The organism is Microlunatus endophyticus (assembly GCF_014646195.1).
GTDB lineage: Bacteria > Actinomycetota > Actinomycetes > Propionibacteriales > Propionibacteriaceae > Microlunatus > Microlunatus endophyticus.
This window is the reverse complement of the sequence record NZ_BMMZ01000006.1, coordinates 223797-238822: the sequence shown is the minus strand read 5'-3', so window position 1 is coordinate 238822 and position 15026 is coordinate 223797. Positions and strand designations below refer to the sequence as shown.

General features: G+C 67.5%; 17 protein-coding genes. 11 read left to right on the top strand and 6 right to left on the bottom strand.

What is annotated here, in order from left to right; translation table 11 throughout:
* Window positions 1–7: 7 nt before the first annotated feature.
* Window positions 8–877 (bottom strand): peptidoglycan DD-metalloendopeptidase family protein, encoded by an 870-nt coding sequence (locus IEY07_RS24170; RefSeq protein WP_229670092.1) that lies wholly within the window; start codon window positions 875–877, stop codon window positions 8–10.
* A gap of 420 nt (window positions 878–1297) precedes the next feature.
* Here IEY07_RS24170 and rpsB point away from each other — a divergent pair, with 420 nt between their 5' ends.
* The 5 genes from rpsB to IEY07_RS13885 all read left to right on the top strand — a co-directional run bounded on the left by rpsB (window position 1298) and on the right by IEY07_RS13885 (window position 5613).
* The gene (gene rpsB, locus IEY07_RS13905) at window positions 1298–2287 is read left to right on the top strand and encodes a 30S ribosomal protein S2 (protein WP_188895974.1); all 990 of its coding nucleotides are present in this window, start codon (window positions 1298–1300) and stop codon (window positions 2285–2287) included.
* Between the two features lie 95 nt (window positions 2288–2382).
* Window positions 2383–3201, top strand: a complete 819-nt coding sequence (tsf, locus tag IEY07_RS13900) for a translation elongation factor Ts (protein WP_188895973.1) — start codon at window positions 2383–2385, stop codon at window positions 3199–3201.
* A 102-nt stretch (window positions 3202–3303) separates the two neighbouring features.
* Window positions 3304–4020: a UMP kinase gene (gene pyrH, locus IEY07_RS13895; RefSeq protein ID WP_188895972.1), complete on the top strand. Its 717-nt coding sequence runs from the start codon at window positions 3304–3306 to the stop codon at window positions 4018–4020.
* A 54-nt stretch (window positions 4021–4074) separates the two neighbouring features.
* Window positions 4075–4629 (top strand): ribosome recycling factor, encoded by a 555-nt coding sequence (frr, locus tag IEY07_RS13890; protein ID WP_229670118.1) that lies wholly within the window; start codon window positions 4075–4077, stop codon window positions 4627–4629.
* 96 nt (window positions 4630–4725) lie between these two features.
* A complete protein-coding gene (locus IEY07_RS13885; protein WP_188896079.1) occupies window positions 4726–5613 on the top strand; it encodes a phosphatidate cytidylyltransferase in 888 nt (295 codons plus the stop codon).
* On the opposite strand, the gene IEY07_RS13880 is transcribed toward IEY07_RS13885, so the two are convergent.
* From IEY07_RS13880 to IEY07_RS13865, 4 genes are read right to left on the bottom strand one after another with little or no spacing between them, the layout of a single operon-like run.
* On the bottom strand, window positions 5585–6412 hold the full coding sequence (locus IEY07_RS13880; protein WP_188895970.1) for a class I SAM-dependent methyltransferase: 828 nt from the start codon (window positions 6410–6412) through the stop codon (window positions 5585–5587). The genes IEY07_RS13885 and IEY07_RS13880 overlap by 29 nt on opposite strands.
* 8 nt (window positions 6413–6420) lie before the next feature.
* Window positions 6421–7395, bottom strand: coding sequence for a phosphotransferase (locus IEY07_RS13875; RefSeq protein ID WP_188895969.1), 975 nt, complete (start codon window positions 7393–7395; stop codon window positions 6421–6423).
* A 3-nt stretch (window positions 7396–7398) separates the two neighbouring features.
* Complete coding sequence (locus IEY07_RS13870; protein ID WP_188895968.1) at window positions 7399–8217, bottom strand: DUF72 domain-containing protein; 819 nt, start codon at window positions 8215–8217, stop codon at window positions 7399–7401.
* A gap of 24 nt (window positions 8218–8241) precedes the next feature.
* On the bottom strand, window positions 8242–8493 hold the full coding sequence (locus tag IEY07_RS13865; RefSeq protein ID WP_188895967.1) for a hypothetical protein: 252 nt from the start codon (window positions 8491–8493) through the stop codon (window positions 8242–8244).
* 148 nt (window positions 8494–8641) lie between these two features.
* Between IEY07_RS13865 and rlmN the strand changes: the two genes are divergently transcribed.
* The 6 genes from rlmN to IEY07_RS13835 all read left to right on the top strand — a co-directional run bounded on the left by rlmN (window position 8642) and on the right by IEY07_RS13835 (window position 14476).
* Window positions 8642–9766 (top strand): dual-specificity RNA methyltransferase RlmN, encoded by a 1125-nt coding sequence (gene rlmN, locus IEY07_RS13860; RefSeq protein ID WP_188895966.1) that lies wholly within the window; start codon window positions 8642–8644, stop codon window positions 9764–9766.
* A gap of 30 nt (window positions 9767–9796) precedes the next feature.
* Window positions 9797–10231 (top strand): cupin domain-containing protein, encoded by a 435-nt coding sequence (locus IEY07_RS13855; RefSeq protein ID WP_188895965.1) that lies wholly within the window; start codon window positions 9797–9799, stop codon window positions 10229–10231.
* A 69-nt stretch (window positions 10232–10300) separates the two neighbouring features.
* Window positions 10301–10828 (top strand): YbhB/YbcL family Raf kinase inhibitor-like protein, encoded by a 528-nt coding sequence (locus IEY07_RS13850; protein ID WP_188895964.1) that lies wholly within the window; start codon window positions 10301–10303, stop codon window positions 10826–10828.
* 257 nt (window positions 10829–11085) lie between these two features.
* Window positions 11086–12639, top strand: a complete 1554-nt coding sequence (locus IEY07_RS13845; RefSeq protein WP_188895963.1) for an amidase family protein — start codon at window positions 11086–11088, stop codon at window positions 12637–12639.
* A gap of 68 nt (window positions 12640–12707) precedes the next feature.
* Window positions 12708–12959, top strand: coding sequence for a hypothetical protein (locus IEY07_RS13840; RefSeq protein WP_188895962.1), 252 nt, complete (start codon window positions 12708–12710; stop codon window positions 12957–12959).
* A 56-nt stretch (window positions 12960–13015) separates the two neighbouring features.
* Window positions 13016–14476: an amidase gene (locus IEY07_RS13835; protein WP_188895961.1), complete on the top strand. Its 1461-nt coding sequence runs from the start codon at window positions 13016–13018 to the stop codon at window positions 14474–14476.
* Window positions 14477–14539: 63 nt separating this feature from the next.
* On the opposite strand, the gene IEY07_RS13830 is transcribed toward IEY07_RS13835, so the two are convergent.
* Complete coding sequence (locus IEY07_RS13830) at window positions 14540–14995, bottom strand: MaoC/PaaZ C-terminal domain-containing protein (protein ID WP_188895960.1); 456 nt, start codon at window positions 14993–14995, stop codon at window positions 14540–14542.
* Window positions 14996–15026: the final 31 nt, after the last annotated feature.

Below are 15026 nucleotides of genomic sequence, written 5' to 3'. Positions count from 1 at the left end.
TCTCGCATCATTGCCGGTACCACGCCATCGGGTCCGTCAGCTGCCCGTCCAGCCAGACCATCAGGTGCAGATGGCACCCGGTCGCGTACCCGGTCTGCCCGACGTAGCCGAGCACCTGGCCTTTGGTGACGCGGTCGCCGACGTCGACGACGTAGGAGATCGCGTGGTTGAAGCCGCTGACCACGTGCCGGCCGTCGACGGTCCCGTGGTCGACCATCAGCCGGTTGCCGTAGCCCTCGTTGAAATAGCGCTGAGTGACCACACCGGCGTACGGCGCGAGGATCGGCGTACCGCAGGCCGCCCCGAAGTCGGTACCGTCGTGCAGCTTCCAGACGTGCAGGATCGGGTGGAACCGCATCCCGTACGGCGAGGTGATCGCTGCGGCGACCGGAAAACTGAAGCCGTGTGCTGCCGCCGAGCCGGGGGCGGCCGTGGGCAGGGTCTGTTGGAGCGCCTGCCGTTGGGTGGCTCGCTCGGCTGCGACGGTCCGCTCCGAGGCGGGCACCAGCCGGTAGCTGCCGCCGGCCCGCCCGCTCGGCGCGAGCAGCAACGGGTCCAGATAGGTATCGCCGCGGATCAGGCCCCAGTGCAGGCGCGTCTGGTCGGCGCAGTGTCCGGCGTCCAGGCGTCCGATCGGATCGCCGGGTGCGACCGTCGCGCCGACCGACACCGACGGACTGACCGGCTCATAGGTGGTGCGGACCGAGCCATGATCGACCACGATCACCCCGCGGCCGGCCAGCGTCCCCGCGTAGGTCACGCTGCCTGCGGCAGCGGCCAGGACCTGATCGCCGACCTGCCCCGCCAGATCGACGCCCCGATGGCCCGATCCCCATGGCGTGCTCGGCGGGTCGAAACTCCGCAGCACCCGCGGCACCCCGCGCAGGGGGCCAGCTCGTCCTGGTCGGCAACTCCGGGTCCGCACGCGCCCCGGCAACGTCGACCAGCAGCAGCAAGCCGGCGACGACCATCAGCAACGCGACCCGCAGAATTCGTCTCATACCCTCACACTGGGTCTGAAGGCACTGCGTGGTTCAGCCCCGGCGAAATCTGTGGACGACGCTCGAAAAGCGTCGTGACCCTGTGGACAAGCAGTGGGTTCGCACGATTTCCGAGGTTGGGCGCGGACGCGTAAACTGATCTCAGCAGCCCCTCGTGGGCTGACTTCGCATGCACACTTTCCACCGTCTCGGCGGCGGGTGCGGTCCGACGGTCCCCGAAAGGGACGGGTCGCGCGTGTGCGTCAGGGGTGTCGCACCGCGGCACCGACAACCGTCGAACGAGGAGGAACAGGCAGATGCCTGTCGTCACCACGCGCCAGCTCTTGGAGAGCGGCGTTCATTTCGGTCACCAGACCCGCCGTTGGAATCCGAAGATGAAGCGATTCATCTTCACCGAGCGCAACGGCATCTACATCATCGACCTGCAGCAGTCGCTGACCTACATCGATCGCGCGTACGCCTTCGTCAAGGAGACCGTCGCCCGCGGCGGCCAGGTGCTCTTCGTCGGCACCAAGAAGCAGGCTCAGGAAGCCATCGCCGAGCAGGCGACCCGGGTCGGTATGCCGTACGTCAATCAGCGTTGGCTGGGCGGCATGCTCACCAACTTCCAGACCGTGATCAAGCGGGTCCAGCGGCTCAAGGAGCTCGAAGGCATCGACTACGACGATGTCGCCGCGTCCGGGCTGACCAAGAAGGAGCTGCTGGGGCTGAGCCGCGAGAAGGACAAGCTGGAGAAGACTCTCGGCGGCATCCGCGACATGGCCAAGACCCCGCAGGCGGTCTGGATCGTCGACACCAAGAAGGAGCACCTGGCCGTCGACGAGGCGCGCAAGCTGCGCATCCCGGTGATCGCGATCCTGGACACCAACTGCGATCCCGACGAGGTCGACTACGCGATCCCGGGCAACGACGACGCGATCCGCTCCGTCTCGCTGCTCACCCGGGTGCTCGCCGACGCCGTCGCCGAGGGTCTGCTGGCCCGCTCCGGCGCGCAGACCGGCGAGGCCGACGCCGAGCCGATGGCCGATTGGGAGCGTGAGCTGCTGGCCGCCGGCCAGGAGACTCCTGCCGCCGAGACCCCTGCCGCCGAGACTCCCGCCGCCGAGACTCCCGCCGTAGAGGCCCCTGCCGCCGACAGCGCGACGCCGGCTGCGGAGGCCGCCGCTGAGGCACCGGCCGCTGAGGCAGCTGACGCTCCGGCTGCCGCGACCCCGGCCGTCGAAACTCCCGCCGCCGATGCCGCGACCCCGGCCGAGGAAGCCACGGCCGAGCCGACCGAGAACTGAAGGCCGACCGAGAACTGAAGGCCGACCGAGAACCGGCGCCGATTCGTATCGATCCAGATCGATCCGCACGAGTAGAACAGAGGAAACACACGAGCATGGCAACGATCGCTGCCGCTGATGTGAAGAAGCTCCGCGACGCCACCGGCGCCGGGATGATGGACGCCAAGAAGGCCCTGGTCGAGGCCGACGGCGATTTCGAGAAGGCCATCGAGGTGCTCCGGGTCTCCGGTGCCGCCAAGGCCGCCAAGCGTGGTGCCGAGCGGTCGGCCAGCAACGGTCTGGTCGCCGCAGCGGACGGCGCACTGATCAAGCTCGGCGCCGAGACCGACTTCGTCGCCAAGAACGACGAGTTCCAGAATCTCGCTGCGTCCATCGTGGCCGCCGTCGCGGCCGCGAAGGCCGACGGCGTCGAGGCGGCCAAGGCCGTCACGCTGCCTTCCGGGCAGACCGCCGCCGACGCGGTGACCGAGCTGGCCGCCAAGATCGGTGAGGCGCTGGAGATCGGTGAGGCCGCCTACGTCGAGGGGAAGAGCGCCCTCTACCTGCACCGCCGGGACCCTGATCTGCCGCCGCAGATCGGCGTGCTGGTGGCGTACGAGGGTGACGACGAGGAGGCCGCCAAGGCTGCTGCCCGGCAGATCGCCGCGATGCGCCCGAATTACCTCACCCGGGACGAGGTCCCGGCGGAGGATGTCGAGCGGGAGCGCCGGATCGCCGAGGAGCGGGCCCGCGAGGAGGGCAAGCCCGAGCAGGCCATCGGCCGGATCGTCGACGGCCGGGTGAACGCCTACTTCAAGGAGGTCGTCCTGCTGGAGCAGCCGTCGGTGCTGGACCAGAAGACGACCGTCGGCAAGGAGCTGGAGGCTGCCGGGGTGACCGTCACCCGGTTCGTACGCTTCGAGGCCGGCGCGTAACTCGCCTGCTTAGATAGGAACCATGCGCCGTGTGAGACGAGGAGACTCGGATCGCACGGCGCATTTCTTCACCCACGAACTGGACACCACCAAGGAGACCCGATGGGCGAGCCCTACAAACGCGTTCTGCTGAAACTCTCCGGCGAGGTCTTCGGCGGTGGCCGGGTCGGCGTGGACCCGGACGTGGTCAGCTCGATCGCCAAGCAGATCAAGGCGATCGCCGCCGACCGGGGAGTCCAGGTCGCCATCGTCGTCGGGGGCGGCAACTTCTTTCGCGGTGCCGAGTTGCAGCAGCGGGGGATGGAGCGCGACCGGGCCGACTACATGGGCATGCTGGGCACGGTGATGAACTGCCTGGCGCTGCAGGACTTCTGTGAGAAGGAGGGCGTCCAGACCCGGGTGCAGACCGCGATCACCATGGGCCAGGTTGCCGAGCCGTACATTCCGCGGCGGGCCGAGCGGCATCTGGAGAAGGGCCGCGTGGTGATCTTCGGCGCCGGTTCCGGGATGCCGTACTTCTCCACCGATACGGTCGCGGCCCAGCGGGCGCTGGAGATCGGGGCCGAGGTGTTGTTGATGGGGAAGCAGGGTGTGGATGGCGTGTACGACGCCGACCCGCGGACCCATCCGGAGGCGAAGAAATTCGATGAGCTCAGCTACGACGAGTTCCTGGCCCGCGACCTCAAGGTCGCCGACGCCACGGCGATCAGCATGGCCCGTGACTACAAACTTCCGATGATCTTCTTCGGTCTCGACGAGCCCGGCAGCATCGAGGCCGTTGTTGCGGGTGAGAAGATCGGTACGACAGTGCACGCGTGAGCCCACCGGGCCCAGAATGTGCACGACGAACGAACCATCAAGGAGAACCCCGTGATCCCCGACATCATCTCTGACGCCGAGCAGAAGATGGCCAAGGCCGTCGACTATGCGAAGGAGGAGTTCGCCACGATCCGGACCGGTCGTGCCCATCCGGCGATGTTCTCCAAGCTGACCGCCGACTACTACGGCGCCCCGACGCCGATCCAGCAGCTGGCCAGCTTCCAGGCGCCGGAGGCGCGGATGATCCTGATCACGCCGTACGACAAGGGCGCGATGGCCGGCATCATCAAGTCGATCCGGGACTCCGACCTGGGCGTCAATCCGACCGACGACGGCAACGTCATCCGGGTCACCTTCCCTGAGCTGACCGAGGACCGTCGCAAGGAATACATCCGGTTGGCCCGCACCAAGGCCGAGGATGCCCGGATCGCGGTCCGTGGTGTCCGCCGCAGCGCGAAGGACGACATCGACCAGCTGGTGAAGGATTCCGAGGTCGGCGAGGACGAGGCCGCCCGCGCGGAGAAGCAGCTCGATGCGGTGACCAAGAAGCACACCGATCAGGTCGACGAGCTGCTCAAGCGCAAGGAATCAGAACTGCTCGAGGTCTGAGTGGCTGCCCAGGCTAATCCTCCGGAGCGTCCGGAGGACCCTGCCCAGGGCCCGGGGGAGCAGCGGCCCCGGTTGCCTCCGCGGCCGGGCGGTGACCTGCCGATCTGGGCGACCGAGCGGCCACCGGTGGACTACGGCCGTGTCGGCCGCGATCTGCGCGCGGCGACCATCACCGGCGTACTGCTCGGTGGCGCGATCGTCGCTTCGCTGATCTTCTTCAAATTCGGTTTCATTCTGATCATGGCGGCCCTGTTGGTCCTGGCCACGATCGAGCTCGGACACAACTTCGCCCGGCGTAACATCAAGGTCGCCAGCGTGCCCGTCGCGATCGGCACCGGAGCGGCGGTGATCGTCCCGTACCTGGCGCAATACATCCCGTCGCTGGACGGGGTCGATGATCTCGGCCGCAACGCGGTCCTGCTCGGAATCCTGGCCCTGACCACGATCGCCGCCCTGGCCTGGCGGATGCGCGGCGGATCGCAGGGATTCCTCAGCGATGCCTCGGCAAGTCTGTTCTTGATCGCGTACGTGCCGCTGCTCGGCTCCTTCGCCTCGTTGCTGCTGGCCGGCGACCGCGGTACGGCACGAGTCGTCACCTACATCCTGGTGGTCGTCGGCAGCGATCTCGGCGGCTACGTGGCCGGTGTGCTCTTCGGTCGGCACCCGATGGCGCCGGTGATCAGCCCGAAGAAGTCCTGGGAGGGCTTCGCCGGTTCGGTGGTCTTCGCGACCGCGGCCGCGATCCTGATGTCGATCTTCGGACTGAAGGTCGGCTGGTGGGTCGGAGTGATCCTCGGTCCGCTGCTGGTATTGGTCGCGACGGTCGGTGATCTTGTCGAATCGCTGATCAAACGCGATCTCGGGATCAAGGACATGAGCAGTTTCCTGCCGGGCCACGGCGGCGTGATGGACCGGCTGGACTCGATGCTGCTGGCCGCACCGATGGCCTGGTTGATCATGTATCTGCTGGTACCGGGCGGCTGAACAGGTCGTAGGCATAGCTGACCTCGTCGATGACGACACCGTCTTCGAGGAACGGCCGCAGCCGCCCGGCAAGATCGACCTCGAATTCCGACGTCCGGTCGCCGAAGATCGTGATCGGCAGGAACGACGTCGCGTAGATGAAGCCCGCCAGTCCGCCGGGTGTCCAGGCGTGCGGTTGGGTGAAGGCCCGCCGGCCCGTTGAGACCAGGCCCGCGGCCTCGATGATCGCCTCGTCCGGCTGTTCGTTGCGGGTCGATTCCAGGTCGGCAGGCACCTGGTTGTCGGCACCCAGGCGGTGCTGCCAATCCGCCAGCAGTTCGCCGAAGGCGGGCTTCCAGTCGCCCGGACCCGACCATGGAGAACTCGACCAGCAGAGCGCGAGGTGGCCACCCGGCACCAACCAGGCCGCGATCCGCTCGGCTACCTGTCGGCGGGGCATCCGGTGGAAGGCGTTGCCGACCACCACCAGATCGAAGAAGTCCTCTGGTGCCTGCAACTCCTCGGCGGGGGCGCCCACCGGGTGCAGGTTCCGGATGCCGCTGTTGGCGATCTTGGAGCGGACGACGTCGATCATGTCTGGTTCGGAGTCGACAGCCCAGACCTCGGCGAACGAATCGGCCAGCACGAACGCCAGCAGACCCGGGCCGCAACCAAGATCAAGAGCTCGGACCCGGCCGGTCGGCCCGGTGTCGTCGAGCAGCTGGGTGATGAGCGCTGGTGTGTAGGGCAGGCGGAACTCGTCGTACAGCTCCGCAACGCCGCGATACAGGTCGGGCGCGAACTCGGGATCGTCGTTCACCACCAGAATCAACTCCTCAGCCAGGTCTCGATGTTTCCGATCAGATCGAGACGGGCGCTGAGTCCGGCGAGTTGGCCCGGCACGGACTCGTAGGCCTCCCGCCTGCGCTGCTCTCCGTCGTCCCGCAGTCCTGCGGCCCGCTCCAGGCAGAGAACGGTCCAGTCCAACCCGACGCTGACGTCGACGCCGAGGTCCTCGGGCACGATCTGGTACCCCTCACCGCCGGCAGCTTGGTATCCGGCGATCACTGCGCGGGCGACGGCCGGAACCTTCCAGCCGGCCAAGGACAGCGCCGTCCTGGCCAACTCCTGCCGCGGCGGCCATGGTGAGGCGACGTCCCAGTCGCACAGCACCGGGCCGGCGGAGGTCAGGATCAGATTCTTCTGGTCGACATCACCGTGGCTCATCGGCTGGGCCGAGAAGTCGGTGACCGACCGGTCGAGCAATGCGCCGATCCGTCGGACCACAGGGGAGACTGCCGCCGCCCGACGAGCCAGATCCTGATCATGCCTGGAGAGTCGCAAGATCAACTCGTCCCAGCCGTCGATATTGCCCCGCGTCAGGGTCGGGAAGACGTCGGTCCGGTTCGGCAGGTGGTGCAGGGCATGGATCCGGGCCAGGTCCGCGCCGACCGACCGGGCGGTGTCCCCGTCGACCGGTCCGTCGCGGCAGGGATCGCCCGGGGACCAATCGTGGGCGCGGAAGGTTTCCGATCTGGTCTCGACGAAGACCGAGCCATCGGGTGCGGTGATCGGCCGCGGCATGGAGACGCCGGCAGCAAAGGCCTTCAGCTCGAACTCGGCTGCCTCCTGCAACCAGCCCAGCCAGTCAGGTTGATTCCACGGATTGAGCAGCTGTTTGATCGCGTACTCGCCTTCGCCGGTGCAGACGTGGAAGACCCGATTGGACCACGCTCGTCCGACCCGCTCCGACGAGATGATCTTGCCCGGCAGTCCGAAGGCAACGAGTACCTCATCGAGCACTGATCACAGCTCCTGGAATCTGCGCGCCAGTGACATGGCGTCGTACGGCGAGCGGACCTTGGTGTCGTTGTCGAAGTAGACATAGACATCGCGGACCTCGGCAGACCAGTTTCTGATCTTGTCGGCCCATTCGTCCAGCCCTTTTTCGGTGTATCCGGAGACGTACAACTGGTCGGCGCCGTGCAGCCGGATGTAGCAGAATTCGGTGGTCAGCTCCTCGATCTGCGGCCACTTCCCAGCGGTGTCGGCGACCACCATGGCGATGTCGTGATCACGAAGCAGGCCGAGGAATTCGGGATTCTTGTAGCTGTCGTGCCGGACCTCAAGCGCATGCTGCAGCGGCCGGTCACCCAGCTCAGGCGTGAGGAACACCCGGTCCTCGGCCAGCCGGTCGTCGTGTCGGGCGCCGAGCGCCGCGGCCTGGGCATGGGTGCGGGGGAGAGCGGTGAAGAAGTCGGCCAGCCTCTCGGGGTCGTAGCCGAGGTCAGGAGGCAGTTGCCACAGCAGCGGTCCGAGTTTCGGTCCGAGGCCGAGCACGCCGGAAGCGAAGAAATTGGCCAGCGACTGCTCGGGATCGCGGAGCTTCTTCATGTGGGTGATGAAGCGGCCGCCCTTGACCGAGAACACGAAGTCGTCAGGAACCTGCTCCCGCCACAGGGCGAAGCTGGTCGGCCGCTGCAGGGCGTAGAAGGTGCCGTTGATCTCGATCGAGTTCATCCGCTCCGCGGCGTAGGCGAGTTCCTGCTTGTGCGGCAGTCCCTTCGGATAGAAGGTTCCGCGCCAAGGCGGGTAGGTCCAGCCGGAGATACCGACGCGGATCACGCGGACCTCCGGTCGTGGTACGGATCAGCGACGCACGGCCCACAGGATGGTGCAGATGATCGCGGACCAGAACGCTACGACACTACCGGCGCCGAACGCGACCGTATCGTGCAACAGCGTCGCTCTTCCGAGGGCCTCGATCCTGCTCCGCAGCACACACTCACCGTAACTGACGTCGGACATGCTGCAGAACGACGACGTATCCACCGCGGCCGTCGACTGATTCCATTGGACTCCGTATGCGATGAAGATCGCCAGCAGAACGGCGGTGATCACCCACAGTACGGTGACCGAGGACGGAACCGGTCGTCTCCGAGACAGTTGCCGGGGGTGAGACGGGATCGGGGTCACAGCCTGCGAAGTTATCAGCCGGGCGGCTCACGATTCCGGTCTCCGACGGCTTGCGTGGGACAATGGTGGGGTTATGACAACCCTTCCCCTGGTCTTCGACGCGCCCAAACGCGGCCTGCCGCCGAAGCATCTTGCCGACCTGACGTCGCAGGAGCGTGCCGACGCCGTCGCGGCGCTGGGGGAGAAGCCGTTCCGGGCCAAGCAGTTGTCCAACCACTATTTCTCCCGGCTGACCGTCGATCCGGAGGCGATGACCGACATCCCTGTCGAGTCCCGCGACCGGCTGGTCGCCGAACTGATGCCGCCGTTGTTGACTGAGGTCCGCGCCGTCGCGGCCGATGGCGGTGCGACCCGCAAGACGCTTTGGCGGGCTCACGACGGCACGCTGATCGAGAGCGTGCTGATGCGCTACCCGGACCGCGCCACACTGTGCATCTCCAGCCAGGCCGGCTGCGGCATGGCCTGCCCGTTCTGCGCGACCGGACAGGGTGGATTGCAGCGCAACCTGTCCACCGCCGAGATCGTCGATCAGGTGCGGACCGCTGCGGCGGTGATGCGGGACGGGCTGATGCCCGATTCCACCGGGAACCCGGCTCCCGGCAGGCTGAGCAACATCGTCTTCATGGGCATGGGCGAACCGCTGGCCAACTACAAGCGGGTGGTCGCCGCCGTCCGCCGGATCACCGAGCCGGCACCCTCCGGTCTCGGTATCTCGCAGCGCTCGGTGACCGTCTCGACCGTTGGTCTGGCTCCGGCGATCCGCAAGCTCGCCGACGAGAAGATGCAGGTCCGGCTGGCCGTCTCGCTGCACACGCCGGACGACGAGTTGCGCGACACCCTCGTGCCGGTCAACAACCGCTGGTCCATCGACGAGGTCCTCGAGGCGGCGCGCTACTACGCAGACACCAGTGGGCGCCGGGTCTCGATCGAGTACGCGCTGATCCGCGACATCAACGACCAGCCCTGGCGTGCTGATCTGCTCGCCAAGCGGCTGCGCAAGCATCTCGGCCAGCTGGTGCACGTCAACGTGATCCCGTTGAACCCCACTCCGGGGTCGCAATGGGACGCCAGCCCGAGGCCGGTCGAGCGGGAATTCGTCCGCCGGGTCAACGCCGGCGGCGTCGCCTGCACCGTACGCGACACCCGTGGCCAGGACATCGCGGCGGCGTGCGGTCAGCTCGCGGCTCTCGAGAACTGACAGCGGCGTCCGGCTGCGATGACGGAAGCGATGAGTGAACGCCCTGAGACGGCGCGGCTGCTCGATCTGCAGCCGCATCCCGAGGGCGGCTGGTTCCGGGAGACGTTCCGGTCCGAGGTCGAGGTCGAGGTCGATCTGCCGGGTGGCACCCGCCGCGCGTCGACCTTGATCAACTTCCTGTTGCCGGCCGGAGAGGTCTCGGCCTGGCATTCGGTCGCTGCGACCGAGATCTGGGTCTGGCAGGGTCCGGGGATGATCACCATCCAGCTCGGCGGTGACGGCGACCAGCCGGACACCGAGCCCCGGTCGTATGTCCTCGGCAGTGACTTCGCAGCCGGCCAGCTGCCGCAGTTGATCATCCCGCCCGGTGTCTGGCAGCGTACGCTTCCCGGCGCCGACGACGCGCTGGCCAGCTGTCTGGTCTCGCCAGGATTCGAGTACGAGGATTTCCGGCTCTTCCAGTAACGAGCTGCTTGTCCAGTCCGGGGGCAGGACAGCGGGCCAGGGGATCGGGCTGCGGCTAACCTCGGGACTATGACAACTCCGTACGACGCCATCGCCAAAGTGCCGTCCTTCACCCTCACCAGCACCGATATCGCCGATGGGGCTGAGCTGCCCAATGCCCAGGTCAGCGGCATCTTCGGGGCGGGCGGCCAGGACGTCTCGCCCCAGCTGTCCTGGAGCGGCTTCCCCGAGGAGACCAAGAGTTTCGTGGTCACCGTGTACGACCCGGACGCCCCGACCGGTTCGGGCTTCTGGCACTGGGCCGTCGTCGACATCCCCGCCTCGGCGACCAGCCTGCCGTCCGGCGCCGGTGACGAGTCGAGGACCGGGCTGCCGGACGGTGCGTACCAGCTGGCCAACGACGGCGGCCTGAAGCGCTATCTCGGCGCCGCTCCGCCCAGCGGTCACGGCAAGCACCGCTACTTCGTCGCCGTGCACGCCGTCGACGTCGAGTCGCTCGGGGTGCCGGAGGACGCCAGCAACGCCTTCCTCGGCTTCAACCTGCATTCGCACACCCTGGCGCGTGCGGTCCTCGTGCCGTGGTACGAGGAGGCCTGACCGCGCCCGACTGGGCCGCGGAGAAGTAGGCGAACCGGCAACCGGCTGCCCAACCAAGCGTCGAAGCAGCGGGGGCGAGGCCGAGGAGTCGAGGCGGAGGAACGGCGTAGCTGCCGACCACCGCCGACATTTGACCAAGTCAGCGGCGGTTCGGGCGGTGATCGGATCGGCTTAACACGGTGTGAACCTGTGAAGGTCGCCGGTGTAACACAGACTCGGCCAAGGTGTCCTCATCCCCACTCCTGAGGAAGGACGCCATGTATCGCATCCCTTCCGCGGCCGACGTCACCGAAGTAGCCGAGCATCTCGGCATCACCCTGACCGCTGACGAAGCCGCCGCCTACCAACGCCAGTTGGCGACCATGCTCGCCAACTTCGACGAGTTCCTCCAGATTCGTCCGACGGTGATCCCGCCGCGATATCCGGGCAACCGCGATGCCGGCTACCGGCCCAGCGCCGAGGAGGACCCGTACGGCGCTTGGATGTGGAAATGCTCCATCCCGGGCGCCGCGGACGGACTGCTGACCGGCAAGACCGTCAGCTACAAGGACCACATCGCCGTCGCCGGACTGCCGTTGACCTTCGGCGCCTACGCCATGGAAGGCCACATCGCCGACTACGACGCAACCGTGGTCAGCCGCGCCCTGGAACAGGGGGCGGAGATCATCGGCAAGAACGTGATGAACGGCCTGGCCGGCGGATTCGGCTTCGGCGGCGGCTTCGGCGACTACGGCCGGCCGAAGAACCCGCACAATCCCGATCACCTCACCGGCGGCTCGTCGTCGGGTTCGGCGGCCGCGCTGGCTGCCGGGGAGGTCGACATCAGCTACGGCGGAGATCAGGGCGGCTCGATCCGGATGCCGGCCTCCTGGTCGGGCATCGTCGGGCTCAAGCCGACCTTCGGTCTGGTGTCGCACTTCGGAATCACCTTCGGCTCGGACCAGAGCATCGACTACACCGGACCGATGGCCCGCACGGTGGCCGACTGCGCGATCGCACTGGAGGCGGTTGCCGGCTACGACGGCCTTGACCCGCGCCAGACCAAGGAGGTGCCGGACCACTACGACGCGACCAGCAGGCTCGACGAGGGTGTCGAGGGACTCCGGGTCGGCATCATGACCGAAGGTTTCGCCCACGCCACCCCCGACGTCAGCGAATCCGTGCATGCGGCCGCCGATGTCCTCGCCGGACTGGGTGCCAAGCTCAGCGAGGTCTCGGTCCCCGAGCACCAGACGGTCAGCCTGGCACAGAAGGCGCTCGGCGCCGAGGGTGCGTTGGCGATCCGGGGCACCGGCATCTTCGGCGCGTTCGCCCGGACGTTCTATCCGGAGGACACGATCACCGCGATCACCCGGCTCTGGCAGCACCACAACGACCAGCTCGACCCGCGCGGCGTGCTCACGCTGCTGGCCGGTGCCTACAGCCGTCGCTACTTCAGCGGCCGGCTCTACGCTCGGGCCCAGAATGTCAGGCCGTTCTTCATCGGCGCCTACGACCGCGCGTTGGCCGACGTCGACGTGTTGATCATGCCGACCACGCCGATGCAGGCGCCGAAGTACGAGCCGATCCAGGATCGCCTGGAGGCACTGGAATTCGCACTCACCCGGTCAGCGAACTCCCACTCATCGCAGAACACCCAGCCGTTCGACTTCACCGGCCATCCTGCGTTGTCGATCCCCGGGGAGAAGAAGAACGGGCTGCCTGTCGGCGTCCAGCTGGTCGGCCCACGCTTCGGCGACGACCTGCTGCTGCGGGTCGGGCAGGCCTACGCGAATGCCGTCGATTACGAACAGATCATCGCCGTCGCCTGAACCGCCCCGCCCGAGGTGACTCGTCGACGTCGGCGGGTCCGCATCGTCCGAAACCGAAGGAGATTCGCATGACCGAGAGCGCCGCCGGCCCTGCCGGCAGCACCACCGCCGAGCAGATCACCGCCGAGCAGATCACCACCGAGCAGATCGTCACCGGACTGCTGGCCGCCGCGCAGCTGACCCCCAGCGCCGAGGAGAAGGCGCAGATGATCAAGGACTTCCCGAAGGTGCGTGCGGGCGCGGACGCGCTCTACCTGCCTGAACTGGAGTTCGTCGAGCCGGCCACCCGATTCGATCCGGCCCGTTACTACACCGCCTGAAGTCCTGCAGCACACCGACTGAAGCTCATCACCGACCCGAGGACTGATCAACGACCATGACCGACACCAAGACGACGCAGACCGAGGTCGGCCCCGACGCCCCGGGCACCGTCAAGACCAATCTGACGATCGCCGAGGCCGGCGCCGCGCTGCGGTCCGGGACGCTGACCTCGACCACGCTCACCCGCACCATCCTGGACCGTGCCCTGTCCCTCAACGACGCGCTCGGCGCCTACGTCGTCATCACCGAGGACGCGGCGATGCAACAGGCCGCCGCAGCCGACGCGGATTTCGCGGCCGGCATCGACAAGGGCGCCCTGCAGGGCATTCCGCTGGCGATCAAGGACATCATCGCGATGAAGGGCGCACCGACGACGGCCAATAGCCGGGTGCTCGCGCCCGACTGGGGCCACGGCACTGACGCCGTGGTGAACGCCCGGCTGCGCGCCGCGGGTGCGGTGTTCGTCGGCAAGGCGACGACCAGCGAGTTCGCCTGCGGGCTGCCGGACCCGGACAAGGGCTTCCCGATCCCGCACAACCCGTGGAACGTCGCCCACACCCCGGCGGGATCGAGCTCGGGCACCGGCGTCGCCACCGCCGCACAATTGGCGCTGGGCGGGCTCGGGACCGACACCGGCGGCTCGGTCCGCGGACCGGCCTGTGTCAACGGGCACACCGGCCTCAAGGTCACCTTCGGGCGGGTGCCGAAGAACGGTGTCGTGCCGCTCGGGTTCAGCCTGGACAGTATCGGCCCGATGGCGCGCAGCGCCCTGGACTGCGCCCTGCTGCTCGAGGTGATGGCCGGCTACGACGCCGGTGACCCGAACGCTGCCAAGGTCGACGTCCCCAAGTACTCCGAACTGCTCGCCGGCGGGGTGGAGGGTCTCAAGATCGCGTTGCCGGTGCCGTACTTCTTCGAGCACGAAGCGCTCGACCCGGAGCAGCGCTCGGCGGTCCTGGCCGCTGTCAACCAGCTCGTCGGGCTCGGCGCGACCTCGGACGAGATCGTCCTCGATCACGCAGCCGAGGCAAAGGACGCCAACCACATCATCATGGTGGGTGAGGCGTACGCCTACCACCGCGACAATCTGGTGCACCGCTGGGAGGATTACGGCCGATTCACCCGGCCGACGCTGGGACGCGGCGCGTTCTACACCGCAGCCGACTACGCCCAGGCGAACCGGTTCCGTACCTTCTGGGCCGAGCAGGTCGCGAAGGTACTCGGCGAATACGACGTGATCATCACGCCGTCGGCGCCGACACCCGCCGAACGCGCCGATGCCATGGATGCGAGCAGCCGGCTGGCCAAGCCGAGTTACACCGGGCACTGGAATCTCTGCGGATTGCCCGCGGTCGCCGTCCCGGTGGGACTGAGCAGCAGCGGCCTGCCGCTGTCGATGCAGGTGATCGGCAGCCCCTTCGCCGAGGCGACGGTGCTCAAGGTCGCCCATACCCTCCAGCAGGTCACCGAGCACCACCTCCTGGTGCCGCCGGTGGACGCGTTGATGGCCGCCTGATCGGGAGGGGTTCCTCAGCCTGTCGAACGAGTTCCTGAGCCTGTCGAAAGACCGCGACGATGATCAGATCGCCGCGGCCCGGGTCAACATCAGGATGTCCATCCGACCCTGTTGGACGACCTCGCCGCGCTGATTGATCAACTTCAGCTCACGCTGCACGACGCCGGTGGTGCCTTTGCTGGTGAGTCGGCTGCCGACGATCTCCACCGTGCAGGTCAGGGTGTCGCCGATGAAGACCGGATTGGTGAATCGCCATCCGTCGATCCCCAGCAGCGCGACGGCGCTGCCTTCGAAGGCACCCATCCTGGCGATCAGGCCCAGGCACAGCGAAGCGCCGAGCATGCCGTGCACGATCCGCTGACCGTAGCGGGTCTGTCGGGCGAACTCCGCATCGGTGTGGATCTGGTTGTTGTCCCCGGTCCAGGCAGCGAAGCTGATCACGTCGGCCTCGGTGATCGTCCGGCCCGGCGTGGTGAAGGTCTGGCCGTCGGTGAAGTCCTCGAAGTAGAGCGGTCCCATGGCCGCCATCTTCGCAGCACTCGCCGGTCAC

Coding starts and splice junctions, on each gene's coding strand:
- pyrH (WP_188895972.1), top strand. CDS start 3,304: ATGGGCGAGCCCTACAAACGCGTTCTGCTGAAACTCTCCGGCGAGGTC.
- IEY07_RS13850 (WP_188895964.1), top strand. CDS start 10,301: ATGACAACTCCGTACGACGCCATCGCCAAAGTGCCGTCCTTCACCCTC.
- IEY07_RS13830 (WP_188895960.1), bottom strand. CDS start 14,995: ATGGGACCGCTCTACTTCGAGGACTTCACCGACGGCCAGACCTTCACC.
- rpsB (WP_188895974.1), top strand. CDS start 1,298: ATGCCTGTCGTCACCACGCGCCAGCTCTTGGAGAGCGGCGTTCATTTC.
- IEY07_RS13840 (WP_188895962.1), top strand. CDS start 12,708: ATGACCGAGAGCGCCGCCGGCCCTGCCGGCAGCACCACCGCCGAGCAG.
- IEY07_RS13845 (WP_188895963.1), top strand. CDS start 11,086: ATGTATCGCATCCCTTCCGCGGCCGACGTCACCGAAGTAGCCGAGCAT.
- rlmN (WP_188895966.1), top strand. CDS start 8,642: ATGACAACCCTTCCCCTGGTCTTCGACGCGCCCAAACGCGGCCTGCCG.
- IEY07_RS13855 (WP_188895965.1), top strand. CDS start 9,797: ATGAGTGAACGCCCTGAGACGGCGCGGCTGCTCGATCTGCAGCCGCAT.
- IEY07_RS13835 (WP_188895961.1), top strand. CDS start 13,016: ATGACCGACACCAAGACGACGCAGACCGAGGTCGGCCCCGACGCCCCG.
- tsf (WP_188895973.1), top strand. CDS start 2,383: ATGGCAACGATCGCTGCCGCTGATGTGAAGAAGCTCCGCGACGCCACC.